Here is a 26,093-nt window from a genome sequence, read left to right as displayed (position 1 = left end):
CCGGCACTAGACTGTCGGCCTTTTCACCACCTGATGTTGATACTTGAGCCATGGCCGCCAAAGTCGAACCTTTCTGGATACGCAAGACCCTCGATCAGCTCGATGCGCAGGAATGGGAATCGCTGTGCGACGGCTGTGGCCTGTGCTGCTTGCAAAAGCTCGAAGACGAAGACGACAACAGCGTCTACTACACCCGCATCGCCTGCAAACTGCTGGACCTGAAAACCTGCCAGTGCACCGATTATCCGCGTCGCCGCGAGTCCGTTCCCGATTGCATCCAGCTCACGCCGGGCAAGGCCGATGAGTTCAAATGGTTGCCGCCGACCTGCGCTTACCGGCTGGTCAGCGAGGGCAAGGACCTGCCGCTGTGGCACCATCTGGTCTGTGGCGACCGCGATGCCGTGCACCACGAACGTATTTCCCAGTCCGGGCGCATGCTGGCCGAAGGCAGCGTGCCTGAAGACGATTGGGAAGATCATCTGATTTTTCGCGCCGGCTGAATCGTCGGGCGTTGCATCACCGGGAGAGCCCATGGATGCAGGGTTGAAACGGATGCTGGCGATCGGGGGGCTGCTGGCGGTGTGCGGCCCGCTATGGGCGGCACAGAAGGTCGATCTGGATTATCACGTGCACCTGTTGCCGCAGAGCGATCAGGCCGAGGTGCGCTTGACCCTGGCTCGAGGTTCGGCGGTGCGCAGCCTGGATTTCGATCTCGGCGACGGCAGCCGCTACAGCGATTTCATGGCGGACGGTCAGTGGCAACTGACTTCAGGTAAAACCACGCGAGGCCTCTGGCGCCCGAGCGCCGACAAGTCCAGCTTGACCTACCGGGTGCGCATCAGCCATGGGCGCAAGAATGGCACCTTCGAAACCCGCATGACCCCTGCCTGGGCCTTGCTACGTGGTGATGACCTGGTGCCGTCAGCCCGGCTCGACCAGCAAGACGGCGTCGAACTGGTGGCGCGCCTGGACGTTGAATTGCCCGCCGGCTGGAAAAGCGTCGAAACGCCCTGGCCACGTATCGGCAAGCGACGTTTTCGTATCGACAACCCTTCGCGGTTATTCGACCGTCCCACGGGGTGGATGCTGGCCGGCAAGCTCGGCAGCCGCCGAACGCGGTTGGGTGAAACCGAAGTCACTGTGGCCTCGCCCCTGGGCCAGGGCATGCGTCGGATGGACGTGTTGACGCTGCTGACCTTCGTCTGGCCGCAGGTGCAGGCGCTGATACCGCGCCACCCCACGAAACTGCTGATCGTTGGTGCCCAAGACCCATTGTGGCGTGGTGCCCTGGCCGGCCATGAGTCGATTTACCTGCACAGCCGTCCGCCGCTGGTCAGCGAACGGGGCACCAGCCCGTTGCTGCGGGAGTTGGTGCAGACCCTTGCCCGTGTCCACGACCGTGAACGCAGTGACTGGATCAGCGAAGGCCTGGCTGAGTACTACGCCATCGAGCTGCTGCGCCGCGCCGGCGGCATGAGCGACGAGCGTTACAAGACCCTGGAAGAGCGACTGGCCCGGGATAGTCAGGGTGTGACGACCCTGCGCGGCGAACAGGTCAGCCCCGCGATGATCGCCAAGGCGGTGCTGTTGCTGCAGGAGCTGGATCGGGAAATTCGTTTGAAAACCCGTAACAAACGCTCGCTCGATGATGTGCTGCAGGCGGCGATGCGCCTGGAAACGGTCGACACCCGCGAATTCGTGCAGCTCAGCGAGAGCATTCTGGGCGGTGCGTCTACGGTGCTGGATAACCGGTTACTCCAGTAATACCGCCATCGCGAGCAAGCTTTGCTCCCACAGGTTTTGCACTGTCTGATCCTTGCCTGACTGGCATCAGGGCAAGCTTTGCTCCCACAGGTTTTGCACTGTCTGATCCTTGCCTGACTGGCATCAGGGCAAGCTTTGCTCCCACAGGTTTTGCACTGTCTGATCCTTGCCTGACTGGCATCAGGGCAAGCTTTGCTCCCACAGGTTTTGCACTGTCTGATCCTTGCCTGACTGGCATCAGGGCAAGCTTTGCTCCCACAGGTTTTGCACTGTCTGATTCTTGCCTGACTGGCATCAGGGCAAGCCTTGCTCCCACAGGCAGCGGGGTTCCTGTGGGAGCAAGGCTTGCCCGCGATTGGCCTTTAGCTGCGCTACAAGTTCAAAGCCCGGTCTTCGGTGAATCCAACGAATCATTCCCGGTCACCGTAGCCGTGCCGGTTGCCGCCTCGGCGTTGGCCTTCATGCGGCTCAGTTCATCGCCGACCTGCTCGATCCGGACACGGGCGTCGCTCAGGTTCTGGCGGCTCTTCTCCAGCAGCGTCTTGGCCGAGCAATGCCCGGTGATGCCCCGCGCCAGCGCCATGCCGCCGATTGCCAGTTGAGCCAGACCGATAATGCCGCCACGACGCAAGCCCTTGCCCATCATCAGCACGCCGCCCGCCAGGGAGCCGGCGCGTTCCCAACCGTGGACGTTTTGCGCTGGGCGGGATTGGAACGGCGTGCTCTCGATTGGCTCGAACGGATTGTTATCGCTCATGGTCTGTCTCCAGTGTGGGAATTGGTATAAAACTGACTGCCCGAGGGAATCCGTCGTTCCATGGAATTTCCCACCGGTCAGCGGAATTGTGGCCCCGAGCGGGTGTTGTTGCCTTTGGCCATGCGGTCGTACAGCACGACGTTGACGGTAGCTGCCAGGTTCATGCAGCCGGTGGTGGGGATGTACACCACGTCTTCGCACCAGTCCCGGATGTCCTTGTCCAGCGAGCCGTCTTCGGGGCCGAAGATATACAGTGCCCGATCCGGGTGGGTGTATTCGGGCAGGGGGCGGGCACCCTCCACCAGCTCCACGGCCACTGGCACACAGCCCAGGGGCAGGATCTTCTTCAGGTCGTCGATGCCGATCAACGGAATGTCGTAGTGGACTTTCTTGGTGTCGGTGACGAAGTCGGCGGCCCGCTCATAGCGCTTGCCGGTATAAAACACCGACGCCACGCCGTAGCAACCGGCGGCACGCATGACCGAACCGACGTTTTCCGGTGATTTTGGGTTGAACAGACCGATGCAGCTGTAGCGTTTGTTGGCCACGGGCGGGGTGCCTTTGGGAAAAGGCGCGATTATACGGGGAATGGGGGAGGGGGTCAGTTTCAATATGGGTGGTGAAGGTAGCATCGCCATCGCGAGCAGGCTCGCTCCCACAGGAAACCGCATTCCAATGTGGGAGCGAGCCTGCTCGCGATGAGGGCCTGACAGGCGCTCGGTACCTTGCCGGTTACTCGTCTTTCTTCATCAGCCCGGCCAGCGCCGCAAACGGGTTGTGAGTCGCCTTGGCGATTTTCGGGGTGCTCAGGGAGCCGTCGCCGAAGTACTGCTGGTCGGTGTAGCGAGAGTGCTCGTTGTCGTGGCAGTACAGGCACAGCAGTTCCCAGTTGGAACCGTCCTGCGGGTTGTTGTCATGGTTGTGGTCGCGGTGGTGAACGGTCAGTTCGCTCAGGCGCTTGCCGGAGAACTCACGGGCGCAGCGGCCACAGACGTGGGAGTACATTTTCAGGGCTTTGTCGCGGTAACCCATTTCCCGGTCGCGCTGGGCGTCAGCGAGGATGCGATCCAGCTTCGCGGTATTGGAAGGAGGTGTTGACGAACTCATGGGTTCACCTTTGTAGATAAGACTGATGACGGTTGAACGAAGTTTAGCTCAGCCCTTGAGTTTCTCGGCAATCCAGATGGTGTGGCGGGTGCCTTTGTTGCCATGGGCGAACACCTGCACCTCTTCGGCCTTGAAGCCGGCCTTTTTAAGCTTGTCGGAAAACTGCCGGTCAGCACTGGCCGACCAGACCGCCAGCACACCCTTGGGACGCAGGGCCTTCGCGCAGGCGGCCAGGCCGCCGGCCGAATACAACCAACTGTTGGCTTTCTGGGTCAGGCCTTCGGGGCCGTTATCGACATCGAGCATGATCGCGTCGAAACCCTGGGGCTCAGCTTGCAGCACTTTGGCTACATCTTCCAGGCGGATCACCGTGCGTGGGTCCTCCAGCGGTCGCCCGGCCTTTTCGCCCAAGGGGCCGCGATTCCACTCCACCACGCCGGGTACCAACTCGGCCACCACGACTTCGGCGTTCTTGCCCAGATGCTTGAGGGCCGAGGCGAGGGTGAATCCCATGCCGAGGCCGCCGATCAGCACGCGTGAGTCCGGACGCCCGGCGACCTTGCGGCAGGGAATCTGCGCCAAGGCATCCTCGGAGCCGTGCATGCGGGTGTTCATCAGCTGGCCGCCGTCACCGCCCTGTATCTTGATGACGAAGTCTTCGCCGTACTCGAACAGGCACAGGGCACCGCCATTGTCGGGGATGGGAGTGGTGTCGAGCAGAACGAAACGTTTCATGGAAATCTCATGAGGGAGGGCGGGCCGGTGCGGTAGGGTCTAGCCTGAAGGTGACAGTAGCCACGGAGCCACTGATGAAGTGCATCATTCTAACGGCCATTGCCCTGGCGGTGCTCTCAATAAGTTGTGCACAGGCCCAGCAGCCGACGATTCCGGTCAGCCCACCCAGCATTCCTGGTTCGCCCGGTACCCCCACTCCGATGCCCTACCCACCGGTCGCACCCAGCAGCGTGCCCAAGGCTGGTTCCGGCAATGACGGGCCACCCTTGCTGCCACCGATCGAGATACCCAGGCCGCCGCCGGATCAACCGCTACCGGGGATGGAGGTGAAGCCGCCCAAGGCCAAGTCGCCGGGGGGCTGAACTTCATTCGGTTTGGATGCCGCTCCCACAGGGGAGATGTGCCGCTAGACCTGCTGCGACAACAACTGCCCATCGGCCATGCGCAGGCGCTTGGAGAGGGAGACGGCGAGGGCGCGGATGATTTTCGCGGCGACCTTGGGGGCATCGTTGAGCATTTTTTCCAGGGAGTCCTTGCCCAGGTTCAGCAGTTGGCAATTACTGGCGGCGATGCAACTGGCCGAACGCCGTTCGCCATCCAGCACGGCCATTTCACCGAACGCCCTGCCACTGCGCAGGGTGGCGATGGTCACCGGTTGCCCGTCGGGACCAGTCTTTTGCACGGCCACCTGGCCAGTGTGGATGATGCACATGAAGCTGCCGGCATCGCCCTCACGGAAAATCGCTTCACCCTGGGCGATGGCGCTGATGCTGAAGTAGCCCGACGCGGCGGCGAAGTCGACAGGCAGCAATTGATCGAACAGGCCGCAGTCCATCAGCCAGTCGCGGATTTCATTGTTCAGTAAGGTCGGTTCTGGCATGGCTTACGGTCTTTTTTGGTGTTCTTTGCAAGAGTGGGATGATCCCTGTGGGAGCGAGCAGGCTCCCACAGTTCTGAATTGTGCCAAGGCTGGGCCCAGCTCATGGAGCTAAGACCCGGCCCTCAAGCAGAGTTCCTCAAGCCTTGCCCAAAATCTTCAACACAAATGCGTATTCGAGTGCTACGTCACGCAACCCCTGATAGCGACCGCTCATTCCGCCGTGGCCGGCACCCAGTTCGGTCTTGAGCAGCAACGGGTTGTCATCGGTCTTGGTGGCGCGCAATTTCGCGACCCACTTGGCCGCTTCCCAATACTGCACACGGCTGTCGTTGTAGCCGGCGATCACCAATAGCGCCGGGTACGCCTGGGCGCGGACGTTTTCGTACGGCGCGTAGGCCCTGATCCGATCATAAACGTCCGGCTCCTCCGGATTGCCCCATTCGTCATATTCGGTGACGGTCAATGGCAGGTCCGGGTCGAGCATGGTATTGAGCACATCGACGAACGGAACTTCGGCTATCGCGACCTTGAACAGCTCCGGGCGTTGATTGAGGACCGCGCCGATCAGCAGGCCACCGGCACTGCCGCCGCTGATCGCCAGTTGTCCGGCAGTGGTAAAGCCATTGCCGATCAGATGCTCGGCACAAGCGATGAAGTCGCTGAAGGTGTTGTGTTTGTGCTCCTGCTTGCCGGCGCGGTACCAGGCTTCCCCCAGCTCGCCGCCGCCTCGCACGTGGGCAATGGCAAAGGCGACGCCGCGGTCGAGCAGGCTCAGTCGCGCATGGGAAAACCATGGGTCGAGGCTTTCGCCATAGGCGCCGTAGCCATACAGATACAGCGGCACCGGTTGGCCGAGGGCCTCGCGCTTGGCCACCAGGCTGATAGGCACCTGCGTGCCGTCCGGTGCCGTAGCCCAAAGTCGCTGGCTGACGTAGCCATCGGCATCGAACGGACCCAGTACCGGGGTTTGCTTGAGGACCACCTGTTCGCCACTGGCCAGGTCCAACTGGCGGATCTGCGCCGGGCGGTTCAGGGCTTCATAACGCAGGCGGATGTGTTCGCTGGCGAACTCCAGGCTGTTCTGCACATGGAGGCTGTAGGCTGCATCCGGCAGTTGTACGCGATAAGCCGGCAAGTCCTGCGGATGAACCTCGATGATCGGCAGGCCTCCCTCCCGCAGGCTCAGCGTCATGGCGCCGGCATTCAGGCTCAGGCCATCGATCATTACCGTGTCGCTGTGGGGGATCAGGTTTTGCCAGTCGGCCTCGGTCGGCGCCGCGCCCGTGTCGGGGGCCTGGTACAGCGCGAAATTGATCCCGTCGCGGTTGCTGCGGATCAGCCAGGTCCATTGGCCGTCGAGCAGGCCGTGATCGACGTCATATTCGTGATTTTCAACCCGTGGCGCCAGGCAGGTGAAGGACTGCTGGGGTTGGGCGGCATCCAGTACCCAGACTTCGCTGGTGGTCTTGCTGCCCAAAGACAGGATCAACTGCCGCTCGGAGCTCGAACGGTAGCAATGCAGGAAGAAACGCCCGTCCAGTTCATGAAACACTTCTTCGGCGGCGGTGCCATCAAGGCGATAGCGCCAGAGTTTGTGGGGGCGGTGGGTATCGTCCAGTTCGCCGAAAAACAGCGTGAGACTGTCGTTGGCCCACGTCATGCTGCCGTCGCAGTTTTCGAAGGACAGTTCACTGACTTTGTCGTTGGACAGTTCTTTCACGAACAGTGTGTAGGTCTCGTCGCCCGTCGTGTCCAGGCTGTAGGCCAGGCGCTGGTGGTCGGGGCTGATGCTGAAGGCACCCAGGGAAAAGAAACCGCCATTGGCCAGCGCGTTCGGGTCCAGCAGCAATTGTTCATGGTGTTCGTCCACGGTCAGGCTGTCGTCCGCCGGGCGCGGGCAGCGGTAGTGGCGAGGGTACTCGTCACCGGCCGTGGTGCGGGTGTAGTACAAGTAAGGACCCCAGGGCGAGGGCAGGGACAGATCGGTCTCGAGGATCCGGCCCTTGATTTCCTGAAACAGTGTTTCGCGCAGTTCGGCCTGGTCGGCGAGTTGATCTTCCTGGAAGCGGTTTTCGGCCTTGAGGTAGTCGAGCACGGCGTCTGTGTCGCGTTCCTGCAGCCAGGCATACGGGTCGACACCGGCGTCCTTTCGGGCTACCGGGGCGTTGGAAACATGGGCGGATAAGGACATGAAAGGCTCTCGAACATATTCATGGCGCACGTCTGGGCAGCCTGACGGGCGAAAAGCCGTTACTATAAGCGCCTCTGTGCGACACGCGTAGCGTGTCTTCAGCTTCAAGGTGTATTGGTCATCTTGAAGGGTTTTCATAAGAAAACCAAAAAGCTCGGGTACCCAGTCTCGAGAAACAAAACCGGCCCAGAAGTCCATTACCTTCAAGGACTTGCCGCTGCGGCGGTGGTAGCCCAAGGTCGATCAGCGCTCGGAAGTTCGACCACAGAACCAGTTCACCTGGCTCTGGAGTGCCCACTAAATCCTCGGTCCTTTTAGGACCCAACCCGCGCGGGAGAAAATTCCCGCAGGGGTTTTCTCCTCCTTTTGAAACAGGAGGAAACACTTCTCAGGGCATGCTGCGATGTCAGTTCTTGCTCCCATCTATCTGAAGACTCGAGCGAAAGCTCTGCCTGTCATTGTCCATCTAGCTTGACTCCAAGTTAGCAGCGGACTCGTTGTACGACCAACGATAGCCTAGGAAAACATGCGTCATTGGCAACGATGAGGTGTGAAGCTTTTCCAACAACGTAGCCCCCAAACGGGTCTGCACTTGCTGCGAGGCAATGCAGAGATGCTCGGAGCAGTACCGGGTTGAGGCGCCAGGCTGGTTGGCATGGGCAACATATGTGAACTGCTGATAAACGTCGTAATTATAAACAAGCCGAAACTGCTACCAGGCTTGAGCCAAAAGGCAAAGTGATCGGATACCTCTGTAGAGGCTGGGGGTACGTCGTCATCAAGGTCACCGGCGAAAAGGTAGGCCCTAAACCAATCGTGTGACAGGTGGGGAACGTGGTAAGCCCGTACAGCTGCCTTAGGGCAGGGGATCCGTAAGGTGAACTGTTGGCTGTGCGGGTATGGGATCGCAGAGAAAGCGAAAGCCGGACTGTAATGGACCGGATAGGGGTTGGAACATTACCTCACGGGAAACCGGGCAGACTTCTGCGTGGTCTTTCGTCGCATGAACTCTGAGTGAACCTGTCTCAACAATCTTAGAAATCCGAGGTTTGGATTTCACATTTATCCAGCCCTGACGGGAGCGTCCATTCCCGTCAGGGGATGCGTACGTCTTCAGCTCAGGCAAATTGAGAGGAAGGCAGCATGCTAGTACACAGCCATACGGCCGTGCCTGCGCCTTCCGGTGCTCCGCAGCAATGGCACGACATCGACTGGTGTCGCGTTCAGCGGAATGTCCGGGTGATGCAGGTGCGGATTGCGAAGGCTTGTCGGGAAAACAATTGGCGCAGAGTGAAAGCCTTGCAACGAATGTTGACCCGCTCTCGTTCGGCTAGGTACCTGGCCGTACGACGAGTTACTGAAAACCAGGGCAAGCGCACGGCGGGAGTCGACCGCGTGCTCTGGGATACACCCGATGCCAAATGGAAAGCGGCGAATGGGTTGAAGCGGCACGGATATAAGCCACGGCCTTTACGGCGTGTGTTTATTCCGAAGTCAAATGGAAAGGAACGCCCTCTGGGCATCCCAACCATGACAGACAGGGCAATGCAGGCGCTATATCTGCTTGCCCTGGCGCCTATCGCAGAAACCACCGGTGATCCAAATAGCTACGGCTTTAGGATCGAACGTTGCACGGCGGATGCGATGGGACAGCTGTTCGTGTGCCTATCCAAAAAGGTCTCGGCCCAATGGGTTTTGGAAGCGGACATCAAGGGCTGCTTTGACAACATCAACCACGACTGGCTCATTGCCAACGTTCCAATGGACAAGGCGGTGCTTCAGAAATGGTTGAAAGCTGGTGTGATTCATAACGGCCAGCTACAGGCAACGGAAGCCGGTACACCACAGGGCGGGATTATTTCGCCCACCTTGGCAAACATGGTGCTGGACGGACTGGAGGCACAGCTCAAGCAACATCTGGGCGTGACAAAGGCCAAAAAGCTGAAGATCAATGTGGTGCGTTATGCGGACGATTTTGTGATTACAGGAGGCTCGAAAGAGGTGCTGGAAAACGAGATTAAACCTTGGGTTGAGCGGTTCCTCGCTGTAAGAGGGCTGCAGCTGTCGCCTGAAAAAACCCATGTCGTCCACATTGATCAAGGCTTTGACTTTCTTGGATGGAATTTCCGCAAGTACGATGGGAAGCTCCTGATCAAGCCGAGCAAGAAAAACGTGAAAGCGTTCTATAGCAAGGTCAAGGAGGTCATCAGCACCCACAAAACGGCGACACAGGCGGATCTGATCCGACTGCTAAATCCGTTGCTCAGAGGCTGGGCGCAGTATCACCAGCCAGTGGTTGCCAAGAAGGCGTACAGCCGGATGGACAGTACGATTTTCTCTGCCCTATGGCATTGGGCGAAACGGCGACATCCCAACAAATCGTTGGATTGGGTCAGAAGAAATTATTTTCGGGCTTATGAAGGGAGAAATTGGATATTCGCCACCTCGGTGTTGAAGAAGGATGGGACAAAAACGCTAGCTCCTATGTATCTGTTAGCGAGTACACCGATTGAGCGGCATAGGAAGGTGAGTGGGGTGTTCAATCCCTTCGATCCTTCCATGGAAGAAATGGGCGAAAAATTACGGATGGAACGGATGCTCAAGAAGCTGAAGTACCGGAAGCAGATCGTCAGGCTCTTCCAAGGCCAACGTGGTCTTTGCCCGTTGTGCAAACAACCGATCACCAAGGTCAGTGGTTGGCATGACCACCATATTATCCATCGCTCCCAGGGCGGTGGAGACACCTTGGATAACCGGGTACTATTGCACCCAGTATGTCATCAGCAGCTCCATAGCCGTGGATTGACAGTGAACAAGCCGGCTCCGCAAGGGGCTTTCTAAAGACTTGAGCCGTATGCGTTGAAAGGCGCACGTACGGTTCTTAGGGGGGCACAGGCCAGTAATGGTCTGTTCCTACCCGACTTGCCTGCCTTGCCATGGACACCATGACCGAGAACGACTATCTGATTGCCTGGGGCCTCTATGCCTTCGCCGCACTGGGCTGCCTGCTGGTATGGATGCGCATCACCCGCTGGATGTGGCGCTGGTTGCGCGAGCCGCTGCGGTTGCTGATGGCGGTGTTGCTGTTCTGCCCCACCATTGTCGACCCGGTGAAGGACAAATTCGCCCCGGCCCTGGCCATTGCTGCCCTGGACATTCTGTTCAAGGTTGGCAACAACGTCTGGCGGGCGGCGTCCGACCTGCTCATGTACGGCATGATTGCCTTCGGCGTCTACTTGATCTTCGCATTGATCCGCTTCCCCATCGAGCGTGCTTCCAACGCTCGCAAGGAAAGGGCCGCCGCCGCGAAAGCGGCGGCCGCTGCGGCTGATGCGCAGGACGACGAGCCGCCGTTCGGCGTGGCCGGCGATGACCGTTACGGTCGCCCGCCAGTGCCGAGCAACCCCCAGCGTTCGCGTATCGAGCCGCGTCTGTAACCCGGCCCGCCCCTTCAAGCGAGAGTCCGAGCATGTGTGAGTTACTGGGCATGAGCGCCAATGTGCCGACCGATATCGTGTTCAGCTTCACCGGGCTGATGCAGCGCGGCGGCAAGACCGGGCCGCACCGGGATGGATGGGGCATCGCGTTCTATGAAGGCCGTGGCCTGCGCCTGTTCCAGGATCCGGCGGCCAGCAGCGAGTCGGAAGTGGCGAACCTGGTGCAGCGCTATCCGATCAAGAGCGAAGTAGTGATCGGGCATATCCGCCAGGCCAACGTCGGCAAGGTCTGCCTTTCCAATACCCACCCGTTCGTGCGCGAGTTGTGGGGGCGGAATTGGTGTTTTGCCCATAACGGCCAGCTAGCCGGTTTCCGGCCGGGAGTGGGTTTCTACCGCCCGGTGGGCGATACCGACAGCGAAGCGGCGTTCTGTGATTTGCTCAACCGCGTGCGCCAGGCTTTTCCGGAACCGGTGGAGGTGGAACAACTGCTGTCCTCGCTGATCCAGGCCTGTTCCGAGTACCGCAGCAAGGGCGTGTTCAATTGCCTGCTCAGCGACGGCGACTGGCTGTTCTGCTATTGCTCGACCAAACTGGCCCAGATCACCCGTCGCGCGCCGTTCGGCCCGGCGCGGCTCAAGGACGTGGATGTGATTGTGGATTTCCAGGCTGAAACCACGCCCAATGACGTGGTTACGGTGATCGCCACCGAACCCTTGACCGAAAACGAAACCTGGACCCGCTATGAACCGGGCCAATGGAGCCTGTGGCGACGCGGCGAATGCGTCAGCCATGGCCGCACCGAATAAGGACGTCACGTTATGTTGCTCAGTTATCTAAGGCTGGTGTTGTTTGCAGTGGGCCTGCTGGTCGGAGTCCAGGTGCCGGGTTTCATCAGCGATTACGCCAAGCGGGTCGAAGCGCACCTGATCGAAGCCCAGAACGGCTTGCAAGGGTTTCAGGGCACGGCCAACCAGTTTTTCAAGGGTGACATGCAGGCCCTGGTGGCTCATTACCGTGCCAGTGAGGACCCGATCTTTCGCAGCGATGCCGACAGCCTGAATACGCTGCTTGTGCGCCAGCAGGCATTGGACAAGCAATACCAGGCGATGCAAGGCCCGTGGTATATCCGTTTGCTGCAAGTGGCGCTGGCCGCCGATCCAGACATCCGCAAGGAAACCTGGAACGGCTACAGCTACCAGGTCCTGCTGACCCCTGAAGCGATGATCTGGGGGATCAGCGGCGCCATGCTGCTGTCGTTCGGTCTGGAATGCCTGTTCCGCCTGATCGACTGGGTGGTGCTGGGCGGCAAGCGCCTGCGCCAGAGCCGGCCGATTGAAGAGCGGAATTTGCGCGGGCTTTGACACAGCCCCGATAGAGCTTTTCTGTGGCAAGGGAGCAAGCACCCTCGCCACAAGGGTGATCAACCACGCCCCCCGTTTTCCCATCCAATCAACTTTTTCTTATGACCCGTCCGCAATTTTATTCGTTGGACGCGCCGCGCCGTGGGCCCAAGAATCGGGGCAACCGGTCTCAACGTTCCCATCGTTGAGGCTTATAACAATAAAACCGTGGAGAACCACCATGAGTGCCCCTGACACACTCGGCGTCCCCCAAACCCAGGCCCGTTCCGGCCCGTTCGACTGGTATCGCAACATCAATCAGCAGGAGCGCCGCACCTTCTGGAGCTGCAAGATCGGTTATGCCCTGGACGGCATGGATACGCAGATGCTCAGTTTCGTAGTACCGACCCTGATCGCAATGTGGGGCATCACCACCGGACAGGCGGGGCTGCTCCAGACCAGCACCCTGATCGCCTCTGCCCTTGGCGGCTGGGTAGCGGGTATTCTCTCGGACCGCATCGGTCGGGTCCGCACCCTGCAATTGACAGTGCTGTGGTTTGCGTTCTTCACCTTCCTGTGCGGCCTGGCCCAGAGTTACGATCAACTGCTGATTTCCCGTACCCTGATGGGCTTCGGCTTCGGGGGTGAATGGACCGCCGGTGCGGTGCTGATGGGCGAGGTGATCCGCGCCAAGGACCGCGGCAAGGCGGTTGGCATGGTGCAGGCGGGTTGGGCTCTCGGCTGGGGCATGACGGCAATCCTGTACGCGCTGCTGTTTTCGGTGCTGGCACCGGAAGACGCCTGGCGTGCCCTGTTCATGCTCGGCCTGGTCCCGGCGATATTCGTGATTTTCGTCCGGCGCATGGTCAAGGAACCGGAAATCTATAACCAGACCAAGGCTCGCGAGGAACCGAGCAATCCCGCGAAGTTCTACGAGATTTTCGCCCCAGGCATTCTTTTCACCACGATTCGCGCTTCGTTGCTGACCACCGGTGCGCTGGGTGGCTACTACGCCATCACCTCATGGTTGCCGACCTTCCTGAAGAATGAACGTGGCTTGAGTGTGCTGAGTACCGGTGGCTACCTGGCGATGGTGATCGTTGGTTCCTATGTGGGTTACGTCATCAGCGCCTATCTGACCGACATCCTTGGCCGCAAGAAGAACTTTGTCCTGTTCGCCATCGGTTCGTTCGTCATCGTGTTGCTGTACACCCAGATGCCTGTGAGCAACAACGTGATGCTCTGGCTGGGCTTTCCCCTGGGGTTCTTCGCGTCGGGGATGTTCAGCGGCATGGGCTCGTTCCTTACCGAACTGTTTCCGACCCGTATCCGCGGTTCGGGCCAGGGTTTCTGCTACAACATCGGCCGCGCACTGGCGGCGCTGTTCCCGCTGCTGATCGGCCTGCTAAGCCAGAAGGTGTCATTGAGTGTCGGCATCGGTGCATTCGCGGCCGTGTCCTACGGCGTGGTGATCCTGGCGGCCCTCAGCCTGCCGGAAACCCAGGGCAAACAGTTGGATGCCGAGTAACTGATAATCTGTGGGGCGCAGGCCCCACGGCCAGAAAAGAAACAACCTACAGGAGCGTTCACTGTGAACCGCCTGCTACTGAACTGCGACATCGGCGAAAGCTTCGGCAACTGGACCATGGGTCTGGACGCCGAGGTGATGCCCTTCATCGATTGCGCCAACATCGCCTGCGGTTTTCATGCCGGTGACCCAAGCATCATGCGCAAGACTGTCAGCCTGGCCCTGAACCACGGCGTGCAAATCGGCGCCCATCCGGCCTATCAGGATCTGGCGGGTTTCGGCCGCCGCTCCATGGCCTATACCGCCCAGGAGCTGAAGGACCTGCTGCATTACCAGATCGGTGCTCTCGACGGTATCTGCCGGGCCCAGGGCGGGCGGGTCAGCTACGTCAAACCCCATGGCGCGATGTACAACGACATGATGGCCAACCCGGCGCAACTGCGCGCCGTCATCCAGGCCGTCGCGGCCTATGACCCGCAGTTGCCGCTGATGCTGATGGCGACCCGGGATAACAGCGCCGCCCAGGCCCTGGGTGACGAATATGGTCTGACGTTGTGGTTCGAAGCCTTCGCCGACCGTGCCTATGACCGCGCCGGTCACCTGGTTTCGCGACACTTGCCGGACGCGGTGCATCACGATGCCGAAACCATCATCGGGCAGGCCCTGGCCATCGCTCGTGGCGACTCGCTGGTCGCCAGCGATGGCAGCGCGTTGCTCCTGCACGCCAATACCTTGTGCGTGCACGGTGACAACGCCAGCTCCGTGGCGGCGGTGCAACGCATCTGCGAAGCGCTGGACCGGCAGCGTGCATCATGAGACCACGGGTGGAAGTGGTCGCGGTGGACTGCCTGATGGTGCGACTGTTCGATGAGATCGCCGAGACCAACATGCCGTGGATGCTCGCTGCCAGCGAGCGTCTGCGCGAGGTGTTCGCCGAATACCTGATCGACTTGGTGCCGTCCTACACCACGCTGATGGTGCATTACGACATGTTGGCGTTGAACCCGGCGCAGGCTCGGGACCTGGTCAACGAAGCGCTGAACAATCTCTCCCCCGACGCCCGCTCGGTCGGCCAGAGCCATGTGCTGCCGGTGTGGTACGACGCCAGCGTGGGGCCTGAGCTGAGTCTGTTGTCGAGTCGCAGCGGATTGACGGTGGAGCAGGTGATCCGTCGTCACAGCGAGCACGAATACCAGGTGTTCGCCCTGGGCTTTGCACCGGGATTCGCCTTCATGGGGCTGGTGAACGAAATGCTGGCCGCGCCGCGCCTCGACACGCCGCGCAAGCGAGTGGCAGCAGGTAGCGTAGGCATTGCCGAGCGCCAGACCGCGGCGTATCCGCTGGTGTCGCCCGGCGGCTGGAACCTGATCGGCCGTACTCCGGCCAAACTGTTCGATCGCGAGCGTGACGGCTACAGCTTGATGCAGCCCGGCGACACGGTGCGCTTTGTCGCAGTTGACCACGCCGAATTCATCGCACTGGACGGCGACGACACACCGCAGGAGGCCCTGGCATGAGCCGTTTGTTGATCGAGGCCAGCACACCGCTGTGCCTGTTGCAGGACGGCGGCCGTTTCGGCGTCAGACATTTGGGCGTGACCCAGGGCGGCGCGGCGGATTGGCTGTCGATGGCCTGGGCCAACTGGATGTTGGGTAATGCTCTGGACGCGACGACGGTGGAGATCACCCTCGGCGGCTTCACGGTAGTGGCTGAAGAGGATTGCGTACTGGCGCTGGCCGGGGCCGATCTCGGGGCGCGGCTGGACGGCCAGGCCGTGGCATCGTGGCGCTATTTCAGTTTGCGCAAAGGCCAGCCCCTGGCGTTGACCCAACCTGTGCTGGGTGCCCGGGCGTACCTCGCAGCCCCCGGTGGGTTCGATGCGCCGGCGGTGCTGGGCAGCCGGGCGACGGTGGTGCGTGAAGAGCTCGGCGGCCTGGATGGGCTGGGGCGGGCGCTGGGCCGTGGCCAGCACTTGAGCTATTCAGGCCCGGTCACGCCTCGGCCGATGCCGGGCAGGCTGATTCCGGATTTCCAGCAGGCTCAGCCGCTGGAGCTGATCCTGGGGGCGCAGAATGGCGCGTTCAGCGGACGGAGCCTGTTCGACGCGTTCAACACGCCTTGGACGCTGGACAGCCGCGCCGACCGCATGGGCATCCGCCTGCTGGGCGCTGAGCTGGAGTACCAGGGGCCTGCGATGATTTCCGAGGGCATTCCCCTGGGGGCCGTACAGGTACCGCCGGACGGCCAGCCGATCGTACTGCTCAACGACCGGCAGACCATTGGCGGCTACCCGCGCCTGGGTGCCTTGACGCCATTGTCCCTGGCGCGGTTGGCGCAATGCCTGCCAGGGACCCAGGTGCGGTTGCGGCCGGTGGTGCAGGAGGTTGCGCATCGGCAGCAGGTGGAGTGCTTGCGGGGCTTTTTAGACCGCTAGAAGCATCGCGAGCAGGCTCGCTCCCACAGGGATCTCATGTGTGACGGAGATCCAGGGTGGGAGCGAGCCTGCTCGCGATGAGGCCCGAATGCTCGACAACAGTCCTTACTTGGAAAGAAACCGCATCCCTTCCTCCAACCCCCGCAGGGTCAGCGAATACATTCGGTCCTCCACCAATTCCCGCACGATGTTGGTCGAGGCGGTGTAACCCCAGGTGTCCTTGGGGTAAGGGTTGATCCAGATGAGTTTCTTGTACTTCTCCATGAAACGCTGCATCCACACATAGCCCGCTTCCTCGTTCCAGTGTTCGACGCTGCCGCCGGCCTGGGTGATTTCATAGGGGGCCATGGCGGCGTCGCCGATGAAGATCACTTTGTAGTCTGCGCCATACTTGTGTAGCAAGTCTTGGGTCGAAGTGCGTTCCGAGGTGCGGCGCAGGTTGTTTTTCCACACCGACTCGTACACGAAGTTGTGGAAATAAAAGTACTCCAGGTGCTTGAATTCGGTCTTGCAGGCCGAGAACAGTTCTTCGCAGATTTTCACATGGGCATCCATCGAGCCGCCGATGTCGAACAGCAGCAACAGCTTGACGGTGTTGCGCCGTTCGGGGCGCATCTGGATGTTCAACAGGCCGGCGTCCCGGGCGGTGTGGTCGATGGTGCCATCGATGTCCAGCTCTTCGGCCGCCCCCTGGCGGGCAAACTTGCGCAGGCGGCGCAGGGCGATCTTGATGTTGCGGGTGCCCAGTTCGACCTGGTCGTCGAGATTCTTGTACTCGCGCTGGTCCCAGACCTTCACGGCCTTGCCCTGGCGGTTGCCGGCGTCGCCGACGCGGATGCCTTCAGGGTTGAAACCACCGGAGCCGAACGGGCTGGTGCCGCCGGTGCCGATCCACTTGTTGCCGCCGGCATGGCGTTCCTTCTGTTCTTCCAGGCGCTTCTTGAATTCCTCGATCAGCTTGTCGAGGCCTCCCAGGGACTGGATCTGCGCCCGCTCCTCATCGGTCAGCGAACGCTCGAACTCCTTGCGCAACCAATCTTCGGGGATCAGCGCCTGGAGATGGTCGTCGAGTTTTTCCAGGCCGTTGAAGTAAGCGGCGAACGCTCGGTCGAACTTGTCGAAATGGCGCTCGTCCTTCACCAGGATCGCTCGGGACAAGTAATAGAATTCGTCCATGTCGGCGAAGATCACCCGCTGTTTCAGCGCGTTGATCAGGTCCAGCAGTTCGCGCACCGACACCGGCACCTTGGCGGCGCGCATCTCATTGAACAGGTTCAGCAGCATGGCAGTGGCCCTCGCGCTTGTTGACGAAGAGGGCTCAACGCGTGCCGCGACGGCTCATGAACGCCAGGCGCTCAAGCAGCTGCACGTCCTGTTCGTTCTTGACCAGGGCACCGGCCAGCGGCGGAATGGCCTTGGTCGGGTCGCGCTCGCGCAGTACCGCCTCGCCGATGTTGTCGGCCATCAGCAGCTTGAGCCAATCCACCAGCTCGGAAGTAGAGGGTTTCTTCTTCAGGCCCGGTACTTTGCGCACGTCGAAGAACACGTCCAGCGCTTCGCTGACCAGGTCCTTCTTGATGTCCGGGTAGTGCACATCGACGATTTTCTGCAGGGTGACGCGGTCCGGGAAGGCAATGTAGTGGAAGAAGCAGCGGCGCAGGAATGCGTCCGGCAGCTCCTTCTCGTTGTTGGAGGTAATAATGATGATCGGGCGCTGCTTGGCCTTGATGGTTTCATCGGTCTCGTAGACGTAGAACTCCATTTTGTCGAGTTCCTGCAGCAGGTCGTTGGGGAACTCGATGTCGGCCTTGTCGATTTCGTCGATCAGCAGAATGACCCGCTCTTCGGATTCGAAAGCCTCCCAGAGCTTGCCCTTCTTCAAGTAGTTGCGCACGTCATGGACCTTGTCCACCCCCAGTTGCGAGTCCCGAAGGCGGCTGACCGCGTCGTACTCGTACAGGCCCTGGTGGGCCTTGGTAGTGGACTTGATGTGCCAAGTGATCAGACGCGCGCCGAAGGACTGCGCCAGTTGTTCGGCCAGCATGGTCTTGCCGGTGCCCGGCTCGCCCTTGACCAGCAACGGCCGCTCCAGAGTGATGGCGGCGTTCACGGCCAGCTTCAGGTCATCGGTGGCCACGTAGGCGCTGGTGCCTTCGAACTTCATCTGCAATTTCCTCGAACGTGTCGCTGGCCCGGCGAGGCGGGGGGCGCGAAATAAAATGTCGTGCTCGACTATAGCGCGACGTCCCGCCGACTGTGAACGCAGACGCTGTATTCAGTCTCTGAATGGGGCGTCACATGTTGACCCGGTCTCGGCGGGTGGCCGGATAAAGGAGGGCGGTTGTGGCGAGGGCGCTTGCTCCCTCGCCACGTGCTAATCCTTCGACGGCGGCGGCTGCTCGTAGCGCGCGTTGAAGGCCTCGACGAAACCGTTGCGCAGGATCTGCAGGAAGGCTTCGAAGGCGCTGATGTCCTGTTGATGGACATTGCCGCTGAGTTCAACCCGGGTAGCGAACTGGTTCTTGCGCTGGTTCTTCAGGGCGGTTTCGCCTGCGCCGACCAATGCTTCCCAGATCGAGCGGAAAATGTTCTTTTTCTCGTTTTCCACGTCCTGCTGCCAATTGAATACATCCACATCCCGCAGCAGCGGTTTGATGTAGCCGCTGAGTTTGGCGTTGTTCGCCTCAGCCTCGATCACCAGGTCACCATGACCGGCGTTGAAGTCGAACTTGCCATAGGCCGCGGCGAAATCGTTCAGGCGCTTGAGTTCGACGTTCCTGGCCCTCAGGCGGAAGTCGAAATCCTCGAACTTGCTCAACGGATCGAAAGTGGCTTGCACCTCCAGCGGCGCGTGTTCGGCCACCAGGGCCTTGCCCTCGAAACGAGCGTCGCGCTTGCCTTCGGTGTCGACCACATTGGTCAGGTTATAGAAGCTGGCGTTGACGTCGGTTGCCCGCAGGTTGACTGGTGGCTTGGAGTTGAAGTTGCGAAAGGTCACTTTGCCGTCCCTGATCCGCACCTCGTTGAACGTAATGGGCAGCAGTTTGCTCAGTTGCTCGCGCCAGTTGGTGCCTTGGCCGGTCTGGGAGTCCTGTCGGTTGCCACCGCCATCGACAAAGTTCACTTCGGGCCGGGCGAACTCTGCCTCGGCCACCACTGCGTGGTCATACCACAGCGAGTGCCAACTGACGGACAGATCAACCAGAGGGGCGTCGACGAACGGTACCGGGACCTTGCCGTCGACCTTGATGATTTTCAGACCGTTGATCCGGTAGGCCCCGCGCCATAGCGCCAGGTCCACGTCAACGACCTGGCCCCGGTAATCGCCCATGTCGGCCAGTTTGTCGTTCAGGTAATTGCGCACGAGGTAGGGCAACGTGAAATGCAGGGCCACCAGCACCGCAACGATGGCCGCGAGGGTCCATAGTGGCCAGCTGTATCGACGCTTCATGTCATTCAGTCTCCGGCAATATTAAAAGCATTGACCGTCACAGCACTGCGAACGTTCGGTGCAACTGGACGCCCTTGGGCAACAGGCATACCTTTAGGCGCTTGAATTCACGCATCACTAAGGACCTAGTCATGAGCCGTATCTACGCTGACAACGCCCATTCCATCGGCAATACGCCACTGGTGCAGATCAATCGCATTGCTCCGCGCGGCGTGACCATCCTGGCCAAGATCGAAGGGCGCAACCCGGGGTATTCGGTCAAATGCCGGATCGGCGCGAACATGATCTGGGACGCTGAAAGCACCGGCAGGCTCAAGCCGGGCATGACCATCGTCGAGCCGACCTCGGGCAATACCGGAATTGGCCTGGCGTTCGTCGCCGCCGCTCGTGGCTACAAGTTGATGCTGACCATGCCGGCCTCGATGAGCATCGAACGGCGCAAGGTGCTCAAGGCTCTCGGCGCCGAACTGGTGCTGACCGAACCGGCCAAGGGCATGAAGGGGGCTATCGACAAAGCTGCCGAGATTGCTGCCAGCGACCCGTCCAGTTACTTCATGCCGCAGCAGTTCGATAACCCGGCGAACCCGGCAATCCACGAAAAAACCACCGGCCCGGAAATCTGGAACGACACCGACGGCGCGGTGGACGTGCTGGTGGCAGGCGTGGGCACTGGCGGAACCATTACCGGGATTTCCCGCTATATCAAGAACACCTGCGGCAAGCCGATCCTCTCGGTGGCGGTGGAGCCGGAGAGTTCGCCGGTGATCACCCAGGCGCTGGCGGGCCAGGAAATCAAGCCCAGCCCCCACAAGATCCAGGGGATTGGCGCCGGATTTGTCCCGAAGAACCTGGATCTGTCGATGGTCGATCAGGTTGAACGGGTGACGGACGATGAGTCCAAGGCCATGGCTCTGCGCTTGATGCAGGAAGAAGGCATTCTCTGTGGCATCTCTTGTGGCGCTGCGATGGCCGTGGCCGCACGCCTGGCGGAAAAACCGGAGATGCAGGGCAAGACGATCGTGGTGATCCTGCCGGATTCGGGCGAGCGGTACTTGTCGAGCATGCTGTTCAGTGATCTGTTTACCGAACAGGAAAGCCAGCAGTAACTCAGTGGCGAAGCCTTCAACAGGACTGAAGGTGTTTTGACTGGCGTCAGGCAGGGTTCAGGTGACGCCTGTCAGGTTTATTGCGTCCTGCACAATAGTGAATATTGCGTCAGACGATTTTTACCCGGGGCAAGAGCATTTAGCATCGCTCCCCGCCATGTCGGGCAGTTGACGTTGCCCCCGTTGTTTTTTGACAAGGAGTTATGAATGACCGTTTCGTTTGTCGCCAAGGCGTCGGTACTGCTGCTGTTTCTGGGCAGTACCCTTTACGTGCACCTGCGCGGCAAGGCCCGTTTGCCGGTATTGCGCCAGTTCGTCAACCATTCGGCGCTGTTCGCCCCCTATAACACATTGATGTACCTGTTCTCCGGCGTACCTTCCAGGCCGTACCTGGACCGCAGCAAGTTTCCCGAACTGGATGTGCTCAAGGACAACTGGCAGGTCATCCGTGACGAGGCGATGCACCTGTTCGACGAGGGTTACATCCGGGCTGCCGAAAAGAACAACGACGCCGGCTTCGGCTCGTTCTTCAAGAAAGGCTGGAAGCGCTTTTACCTCAAGTGGTACGACAAACCGCTGCCATCGGCCGAACTGCTGTGTCCCAGGACCGTCGAGCTGGTCAACCGGATTCCCAATGTCCGCGGCGCGATGTTCGCACTGCTGCCCGGCGACAGCCATTTGAACCCGCACCGCGATCCGTTCGCCGGCTCGTTGCGCTATCACCTGGGGCTCTCCACACCCAACTCCGACGATTGCCGGATCTTCGTCGATGGCCAGATCTATGCGTGGCGCGACGGCGAAGATGTGATGTTCGATGAAACCTACGTGCACTGGGTCAAGAATGAAACAGCACAGACTCGGGTGATCCTGTTCTGCGATATCGAGCGCCCCTTGAGCAACCGCTTGATGACCCGTCTAAATCGCGCTGTCAGTGGCATCCTCGGCCGCGCCACCGCTCCACAGAATCTGGATGACGAACGCGTTGGCGGCATCAACCAGGCCTACGCCTGGAGCAAGTCGTTCAGCGATGGTATCAGCGGCCGGGTCAAGCAATGGAAACGCAAGTACCCCAAGGTGTACCGGGTGATGCGACCGGTGCTGGCGGTGCTGGTGCTCACGGCCCTTGGCTATTGGTTGTTCGGTTAACCGTTGCGCAATGCGTCGGGCGCTGGTTATAGTCAGCGCTCGTCGGGTTTTCGAACCCACCTCTCCAAAGAGATCGGCTCATGCCTGTATCCCCTGTCATCGCGGTTGTGGTTCCAGCGTTCAACGCTGGCGTCGTGCCGTGCGGGAATCAGCAGCCTGTGCAGATCGGTCAATACCCCCCTCCTGTCAGTAGCCCACCGGTATACGCCGTCGTATCACCGCCGGGTGTTGGCGTTCAGGGCTGATCGGCAACGGTTGCCATCCCCTGTGCCTGCCTGAAAAAACTACTGGACTTCAGCTTCGGCTGAGTTGGCTTTTGCCTGACTACAGGTGGTATCCATGTTTTCCCTATCCAAAAACGCCTTGTTGGCGGCGGCTTCCACGAGCCTGTTCGTCCTGCTGTGGAGCAGCGGGGCAATCTTTTCCAAACTGGGCCTGGCCCACGCTTCACCTTTTGCTTTCCTGCTGATCCGGTTTGCCATTGCGCTGTGCGCATTGGTGCTGTTGATCCCGGTGTTCAGGTTCAAGCTGCCCAAGGTCGGCAAGCCGATGATCTTTGCCGCCACTACTGGATTGGTGCTGCTGGGTGCCTATCAGATTTTTTATCTGCTGGCCCTGCAAATGAACGTGACCCCTGGCGTAATGGCCACCCTGATGGGCGTACAACCGATCCTCACGGTGGTACTCGTTGAACGTCAGCGCTCCTGGTCGCGTCTGTTCGGCCTGGCGCTCGGGTTGGTCGGGTTGGTCATGGTGGTGTACCAGGGCATCGGGTTGGCCGGGATCTCCTTGACCGGAATGCTGTGCGGCTTGCTGGCACTGGTGTCCATGACCGCCGGCTCGATCATGCAGAAACGCATTACCGATAATCCCCTCGGCACGCTGCCGGTGCAGTACCTGGCCGGGCTTTTGCTGTGCGCGGTGTTCGTACCGTTCCAGCCATTCCATTTCGAGAGCAACGGGGGCTTCATCATGCCGGTGTTGTGGATGGGGTTGGTGGTCTCGGTGCTGGCGACCTTGCTGCTGTACCGGCTGATTGCACGGGGTAATCTGGTGAATGTCACCAGCCTGTTCTACCTGGTGCCGGCAGTGACGGCAGTCATGGATTACCTGGTATTCGGCAACCGGCTGGCGCTGTTGAGCTTGCTGGGGATGGTGCTGATCATCATCGGGCTGGTGTTTGTGTTTCGTAAGCGCCGCTAGCCATTAGCGGTTCAGTGACTGCAGTACCGCCATCGCGGGCAAGCCATGCCCCCACAGGACGTCGCATAACCTGTGGGAGCAAGGCTTGCCCGCGATGACATGCTCAAATGCGCCGATGTGCTATCGCGCGGACACCTCGACCGGCTTCTGCGCCGCCGGTTTCAACACCAGCCACAACGCTGCCGCAATCAGCACCCCGCCATACAGATGCGCCATCCCCAACGGCTCATCCAGCAACAACGCCCCCCACAGCACGCCGAAGGGCGGGATCAGGAAGGTAACGGTCATGGATTTGACCGGCCCGATGGCGCTGAGCAACCGGAAATAAAGGATGTACGCCAGCGCGGTGCACACCAGCCCCAACCCCAGCAGTGACAGCCAGACGCTCCAGCCACCCCAGCTGGCCGGGGGTTGGCTGATGACGCTGTAACCGAACAGCGGCAGCAGGAACACTGTGGCGCCGAACATGCTCCCCAGGGCGGAGAGACGGCTGTCCAACCCGCCTTGATGATCGAGCCAGCGCCGGGTGAGGAATCCGGCGAAGCCGTAACAGGTGGTGGCCATCAGGCAGGCGAGGGCGCCCATCAGCAGTTGCAGGTCGAAGGCCACCGGGCCGGCGCGGGTCAGGATGCCGACGCCGAGCAGTCCCAGGAACACGCCGCTGACCTTGGCCACCGTGAGCTGCTCGCTGAAGAACAGCCCGCCGATCAACACCCCCATCAACGGCGTCGTGGCGTTGAAAATCGCCGAGTAACCGGCTGGAAGGGTCTGGGCCGCCAAGGAATAGAACGTCGCGGGAATGCCCGAGTTGATCAGGCCCAGCCCCATCGCGACTTTCAGCTTGCCACGGAAATTCCAGTCGACCCGCATCAGGGCCAGGATCACCACCAACCCGACGAAGGCGATGGAGACGCGAAAAAAGGCCGTGGGGATCGTGCCGATGACGGGCGCGATAATGCGCATGAACAGGAAGCTCGCCCCCCAGATGGCGGCCAATGACAGCAGACGCAGGAGATCGACGGGGTTCACGAAGGATTCCTTCCATGGTTGGCTCGCAAGTGTCGCCCTCCTGTGGACTGATGGCAATGGTTGCGTTGCCGCGTGATTGGCCTCTAAGCTCAGCCGCTCATGACAAGACGTCCCGCCGAGGTTCTACCTATGCCGCAGCCATGGCCCGCCAGCGATATCGCCCGCTCGATTCTCGACGGCTTCGACGATTATCGTGAGCATTTCCGGCAGATTACCGACGGTGCCCGTGCCCGGTTCGAGCAGGCCCGATGGCAGGAGGCCCAAGCGGCGTCGGCGGCGCGGATCAATCTGTATGAAGAAAAGGTCTTCGAAACCGTGGCCCGGCTGCGTACGGCCTTCGACGCCGAGGCGCTGATGGATGTCGGCTGCTGGCCACTGGTGAAAAGTGCCTATATCAGTCTGATCGACCTGCGTTTCGACGATGAGCTGTCCGAGACCTGGTACAACTCGATTTTCTGTGGCCTCTTCAGCCATGACCTGATCAGCGACGGCACCATGTTCATCCACACCACCCGGCCGAGTCTGCGCCGGGCCCGCTCCGCGCAGACCCGCACCTACAAGCCCCAGGGACAACTGGACCGGATGCTCGCGGGCATCTTCGCCGACTTCCGTTTCAGCGAGGACTACGCCGACCTGGCGGGTGACCTGCAGCGCCTCGAGGCCCAACTGCGGGAAAACCTGCCGGATTGGGTCTGCAAGGACCCGGAACTGACCGTGGAGCTGTTTTCGTCAGTGCTCTATCGCAACAAAGGCGCTTACCTGGTTGGCCGGATCTTCACCCGCGATGACCAATGGCCTCTGGTGATTCCGCTGCTGCACCGCGAGGGCCGGGGCATCCAGATCGACGCGCTGATCACCGACGAGGCCCAAGTCTCGATCATCTTCTCGTTTACCCGCTCATACTTCATGGTAGACGTGCCGGTGCCGGCGGAATTCATCGGCTTCCTCAAGCGTATCCTGCCTGGCAAACACGTCGCCGAACTGTACACCTCCATCGGTTTCTACAAGCACGGCAAGTCCGAATTCTACCGGGCCCTGATCAATCACCTGGCGACCACCGATGACCAGTTCATCATGGCGCCAGGAGTGCGTGGCATGGTCATGAGCGTGTTCACGTTGCCGGGATTCAATACGGTGTTCAAGATCATCAAGGACCGTTTCTCGCCATCGAAAAACGTCGACCGCGCCACGGTGATCGAGAAGTACCGGTTGGTGAAGAGTGTCGACCGGGTCGGGCGAATGGCCGATACCCAGGAGTTCGCCGATTTCCGTTTTCCCTTGGAAAAATTCGAACCGACTTGCCTCCAGGAGCTGCTGGACGTGGCGCCCTCCACGGTGTCAGTAGAAGGCAATACGGTGCTGATTCGTCACTGCTGGACCGAGCGGCGCATGACACCGCTGAACCTCTATCTGGAAAACGCCAGCGAGGCCCAGGTGCGCGAGGCGCTGGAGGACTATGGCCTGGCCATCAAGCAATTGGCGGCGGCAAATATCTTCCCTGGCGACATGTTGCTCAAGAACTTCGGCGTGACCCGCCATGGCCGGGTGGTGTTCTACGACTACGACGAGATCTGCTTCCTCACCGAAGCCAACTTCCGACACATCCCCCAGCCGCGCACCCCGGAAGACGAAATGGCCTCCGAACCGTGGTACTCCATCGGTCCGCTGGACGTCTTTCCCGAAGAGTTCCCACCCTTCCTGTTCGCCGACGCCGGGCAGCGCAAGTTGTTCGACCAGATGCACGGCGAGCTGTACAACGCCGATTACTGGAAAGGCCTGCAAGAGGCCATTCGAGCGGGGAAGGTGATTGATGTGTTCCCGTATCGGCGCAAGGACCTGGATAACGAATAACCTTTGGAGGTTGGGCAACACCCCTGTGGGAGCAAAGCTTGCTCGCGACAACGGTCCGAAAATTGACATTGATGCAAGCTGACCTCCGTCATCGCGGGCAAGCCTTGCTCCCACCTGTGCGCAAATCTGCG

The 26,093-nt window shown here is 60.5% G+C and carries 25 protein-coding genes; 15 read left to right on the top strand and 10 right to left on the bottom strand.

What is annotated here, in order from left to right; genetic code table 11:
* Positions 1–50: 50 nt before the first annotated feature.
* Both AD665_RS17370 and AD665_RS17365 read left to right on the top strand, forming a co-directional pair.
* Positions 51–500, top strand: coding sequence for a YcgN family cysteine cluster protein (locus tag AD665_RS17370; RefSeq protein ID WP_024780408.1), 450 nt, complete (start codon positions 51–53; stop codon positions 498–500).
* A 31-nt stretch (positions 501–531) separates the two neighbouring features.
* Complete coding sequence (locus tag AD665_RS17365) at positions 532–1,764, top strand: hypothetical protein (RefSeq protein ID WP_024780409.1); 1,233 nt, start codon at positions 532–534, stop codon at positions 1,762–1,764.
* Between the two features lie 379 nt (positions 1,765–2,143).
* Here AD665_RS17365 and AD665_RS17360 read toward each other — a convergent pair whose 3' ends face one another.
* The 4 genes from AD665_RS17360 to AD665_RS17345 form a co-directional block, all read right to left on the bottom strand.
* Complete coding sequence (locus tag AD665_RS17360; RefSeq protein ID WP_053192966.1) at positions 2,144–2,521, bottom strand: YgaP family membrane protein; 378 nt, start codon at positions 2,519–2,521, stop codon at positions 2,144–2,146.
* A gap of 77 nt (positions 2,522–2,598) precedes the next feature.
* Complete coding sequence (locus AD665_RS17355) at positions 2,599–3,069, bottom strand: RNA methyltransferase (RefSeq protein ID WP_003198862.1); 471 nt, start codon at positions 3,067–3,069, stop codon at positions 2,599–2,601.
* A 184-nt stretch (positions 3,070–3,253) separates the two neighbouring features.
* Entirely contained in the window at positions 3,254–3,628 is a 375-nt protein-coding gene (locus tag AD665_RS17350; protein WP_053192965.1) for a YajD family HNH nuclease, read from the bottom strand.
* Between the two features lie 48 nt (positions 3,629–3,676).
* Positions 3,677–4,363 (bottom strand): spermidine synthase, encoded by a 687-nt coding sequence (locus tag AD665_RS17345; RefSeq protein ID WP_024780411.1) that lies wholly within the window; start codon positions 4,361–4,363, stop codon positions 3,677–3,679.
* Positions 4,364–4,437: 74 nt separating this feature from the next.
* On the opposite strand from AD665_RS17345, the gene AD665_RS27010 reads away from it, so the two are divergent.
* Entirely contained in the window at positions 4,438–4,725 is a 288-nt protein-coding gene (locus AD665_RS27010; protein ID WP_080686279.1) for a hypothetical protein, read from the top strand.
* Positions 4,726–4,769: 44 nt separating this feature from the next.
* Here the strand turns inward: AD665_RS27010 and AD665_RS17340 are convergent, their stop codons facing one another.
* Together AD665_RS17340 and AD665_RS17335 are read right to left on the bottom strand one after the other, a co-directional pair.
* Entirely contained in the window at positions 4,770–5,243 is a 474-nt protein-coding gene (locus AD665_RS17340) for a cyclic nucleotide-binding domain-containing protein (protein ID WP_024780412.1), read from the bottom strand.
* Positions 5,244–5,379: 136 nt separating this feature from the next.
* Complete coding sequence (locus AD665_RS17335) at positions 5,380–7,434, bottom strand: S9 family peptidase (RefSeq protein ID WP_053192963.1); 2,055 nt, start codon at positions 7,432–7,434, stop codon at positions 5,380–5,382.
* Positions 7,435–8,577: 1,143 nt separating this feature from the next.
* Here AD665_RS17335 and ltrA point away from each other — a divergent pair.
* The 8 genes from ltrA (at position 8,578) to AD665_RS17295 (ending at position 16,176) form a co-directional block, all read left to right on the top strand.
* Positions 8,578–10,275 carry a group II intron reverse transcriptase/maturase gene (gene ltrA, locus AD665_RS17330; RefSeq protein ID WP_053192961.1) on the top strand — a complete coding sequence of 566 codons (1,698 nt, stop codon included), beginning with the start codon at positions 8,578–8,580 and terminating at the stop codon, positions 10,273–10,275.
* A gap of 95 nt (positions 10,276–10,370) precedes the next feature.
* The gene (locus AD665_RS17325) at positions 10,371–10,871 is read left to right on the top strand and encodes a hypothetical protein (RefSeq protein ID WP_024780414.1); all 501 of its coding nucleotides are present in this window, start codon (positions 10,371–10,373) and stop codon (positions 10,869–10,871) included.
* Between the two features lie 32 nt (positions 10,872–10,903).
* Positions 10,904–11,680, top strand: a complete 777-nt coding sequence (locus AD665_RS17320) for a class II glutamine amidotransferase (protein ID WP_024780415.1) — start codon at positions 10,904–10,906, stop codon at positions 11,678–11,680.
* Between the two features lie 12 nt (positions 11,681–11,692).
* Complete coding sequence (locus tag AD665_RS17315; protein WP_024780416.1) at positions 11,693–12,235, top strand: DUF2937 family protein; 543 nt, start codon at positions 11,693–11,695, stop codon at positions 12,233–12,235.
* 220 nt (positions 12,236–12,455) lie between these two features.
* Positions 12,456–13,742 carry an MFS transporter gene (locus tag AD665_RS17310; protein ID WP_053192960.1) on the top strand — a complete coding sequence of 429 codons (1,287 nt, stop codon included), beginning with the start codon at positions 12,456–12,458 and terminating at the stop codon, positions 13,740–13,742.
* 63 nt (positions 13,743–13,805) lie between these two features.
* Positions 13,806–14,558, top strand: a complete 753-nt coding sequence (locus tag AD665_RS17305) for a 5-oxoprolinase subunit PxpA (protein WP_024780418.1) — start codon at positions 13,806–13,808, stop codon at positions 14,556–14,558.
* The gene (pxpB, locus tag AD665_RS17300) at positions 14,555–15,259 is read left to right on the top strand and encodes a 5-oxoprolinase subunit PxpB (RefSeq protein ID WP_053192959.1); all 705 of its coding nucleotides are present in this window, start codon (positions 14,555–14,557) and stop codon (positions 15,257–15,259) included. The genes AD665_RS17305 and pxpB overlap by 4 nt, the downstream gene beginning before the upstream one ends.
* Positions 15,256–16,176, top strand: coding sequence for a 5-oxoprolinase subunit C family protein (locus tag AD665_RS17295; protein ID WP_053192958.1), 921 nt, complete (start codon positions 15,256–15,258; stop codon positions 16,174–16,176). The genes pxpB and AD665_RS17295 overlap by 4 nt, the downstream gene beginning before the upstream one ends.
* A gap of 105 nt (positions 16,177–16,281) precedes the next feature.
* Here AD665_RS17295 and AD665_RS17290 read toward each other — a convergent pair whose 3' ends face one another.
* From AD665_RS17290 to AD665_RS17280, 3 genes are all read right to left on the bottom strand, one after another.
* Positions 16,282–17,460: a vWA domain-containing protein gene (locus tag AD665_RS17290; protein WP_053192957.1), complete on the bottom strand. Its 1,179-nt coding sequence runs from the start codon at positions 17,458–17,460 to the stop codon at positions 16,282–16,284.
* Positions 17,461–17,494: 34 nt separating this feature from the next.
* The gene (locus AD665_RS17285) at positions 17,495–18,340 is read right to left on the bottom strand and encodes an AAA family ATPase (protein ID WP_024780422.1); all 846 of its coding nucleotides are present in this window, start codon (positions 18,338–18,340) and stop codon (positions 17,495–17,497) included.
* A 210-nt stretch (positions 18,341–18,550) separates the two neighbouring features.
* The gene (locus AD665_RS17280) at positions 18,551–19,627 is read right to left on the bottom strand and encodes a DUF748 domain-containing protein (protein WP_053192955.1); all 1,077 of its coding nucleotides are present in this window, start codon (positions 19,625–19,627) and stop codon (positions 18,551–18,553) included.
* A 131-nt stretch (positions 19,628–19,758) separates the two neighbouring features.
* On the opposite strand from AD665_RS17280, the gene cysK reads away from it, so the two are divergent.
* From cysK to AD665_RS17265, 3 genes are all read left to right on the top strand, one after another.
* Positions 19,759–20,733, top strand: coding sequence for a cysteine synthase A (gene cysK / locus AD665_RS17275; protein WP_024780424.1), 975 nt, complete (start codon positions 19,759–19,761; stop codon positions 20,731–20,733).
* 207 nt (positions 20,734–20,940) lie between these two features.
* Positions 20,941–21,879 carry an aspartyl/asparaginyl beta-hydroxylase domain-containing protein gene (locus tag AD665_RS17270; protein ID WP_024780425.1) on the top strand — a complete coding sequence of 313 codons (939 nt, stop codon included), beginning with the start codon at positions 20,941–20,943 and terminating at the stop codon, positions 21,877–21,879.
* A gap of 339 nt (positions 21,880–22,218) precedes the next feature.
* On the top strand, positions 22,219–23,082 hold the full coding sequence (locus AD665_RS17265) for a DMT family transporter (RefSeq protein ID WP_053192953.1): 864 nt from the start codon (positions 22,219–22,221) through the stop codon (positions 23,080–23,082).
* Between the two features lie 120 nt (positions 23,083–23,202).
* Here the strand turns inward: AD665_RS17265 and AD665_RS17260 are convergent, their stop codons facing one another.
* Entirely contained in the window at positions 23,203–24,111 is a 909-nt protein-coding gene (locus AD665_RS17260; protein WP_053192949.1) for a DMT family transporter, read from the bottom strand.
* Between the two features lie 129 nt (positions 24,112–24,240).
* On the opposite strand from AD665_RS17260, the gene aceK reads away from it, so the two are divergent.
* A complete protein-coding gene (gene aceK, locus AD665_RS17255; RefSeq protein ID WP_053192947.1) occupies positions 24,241–25,962 on the top strand; it encodes a bifunctional isocitrate dehydrogenase kinase/phosphatase in 1,722 nt (573 codons plus the stop codon).
* The last annotated feature ends 131 nt before the right edge of the window (positions 25,963–26,093 follow it).

The organism is Pseudomonas corrugata (assembly GCF_001269905.1).
Taxonomy (GTDB): domain Bacteria; phylum Pseudomonadota; class Gammaproteobacteria; order Pseudomonadales; family Pseudomonadaceae; genus Aquipseudomonas; species Aquipseudomonas corrugata.
Note: the sequence above shows the minus strand (reverse complement) of the source record. Positions and strands in the feature narration are given on the sequence as shown.